At 67.1% G+C, this 1,119-nt stretch carries 1 protein-coding gene; it reads right to left on the bottom strand.

Going from position 1 to position 1,119, the window contains the following annotated elements:
• Window positions 1-58 precede the first annotated feature (58 nt).
• Window positions 59-781, bottom strand: coding sequence for an ABC transporter ATP-binding protein (locus ACFVJS_RS25485; protein ID WP_378886229.1), 723 nt, complete (start codon window positions 779-781; stop codon window positions 59-61).
• Window positions 782-1,119 lie beyond the last annotated feature (338 nt).

Below are 1,119 nucleotides of genomic sequence, written 5' to 3'. Positions count from 1 at the left end.
GGTATCGATGACGACTTCTTCGCTCTCGGCGGCGATTCCATCCTGGCAATCCGCCTCCTCAGCCGCCTCCGGTCCCGCGGCTCGGCTTGGCCAGCTCGTCGACGATGCGGCCGTCGGCCAGGAAGACGACCCGGTCGCAGTAGGAGGCGGCGACCGGGTCGTGGGAGACCATGACGATGGTCTGGCCCAGGTCGTCGACGCTGCGGCGCAGGAAGTCGAGCACCTGGGCGGCCGAGGTGGAGTCGAGGTTGCCGGTCGGCTCGTCGGCGAAGACGATGTCGGGCTTGGAGACCAGCGCCCGGGCGCAGGCGACCCGCTGCTGCTGCCCGCCGGAGAGCTCGCTCGGCTTGTGCTCGAGCCGCGGTCGCAGGTCGACCGTGTCGATGACCTGGTCGAACCATCCCGGGTCCGGCTTCTTCCGGGCCAGGGAAAGGGGCAGCAGGATGTTCTCCTGCGCGGTCAGCGTCGGCACCAGGTTGAACGCCTGGAAGACGAACCCGATCTTGTCGCGTCGGAGCGCGGTGAGGCGGCGGTCGCGCAGCTTGCCGAGCTTGCGACCGCCGACGATCACCTCACCGGTCGTGGGCTTGTCGAGCGCGGCCAGGCAGTGCATCAGCGTCGACTTGCCCGAACCCGAGGGGCCCATGATCGCGGTGAACTGCCCGGCGTAGAGGTCCAGGCTCACGCCATCGAGCGCCCGGACCTCCGCGGCGCCCTTCCCGTAGGTCTTGTGCAGGTCGATCGCCTGGGCGGCGATCTCGAGTCGGTCTGCTTCGGTCACGACCCCAACTCTGGCTCACCCGTGGTGAGCGCGCATCGGGGTTTATACCGATTTCGTAGATCTCGACCTGCTTCGCAGGGTCGCAGGCTCAGATCTTCTGGTTGAGCAGACCCGTGTCGACGTCGTAGATGAACCCGCCGACCTTGACGTCCTCGGGAACGAACGGGTGCGAGCGGACCTTGGCGACGTCCTCGGCGAGGGCACGGACCTGGTCGTCGACGACGACGGTCAGGTCGAGCCAGGAGGCGTCCTGGCCGGCGGACTCGGCGAGCTTGGCGCGCAGATCGGCCTCTTTTTTTTATTAGAAGGCGCAGCGGGTGTGGTTTTTTTCATTGTTG

This window comes from Nocardioides sp. NPDC057772, from assembly GCF_042798075.1.
Lineage (GTDB): Bacteria > Actinomycetota > Actinomycetes > Propionibacteriales > Nocardioidaceae > Nocardioides.
Note: the sequence above shows the minus strand (reverse complement) of the source record. Positions and strands in the feature narration are given on the sequence as shown.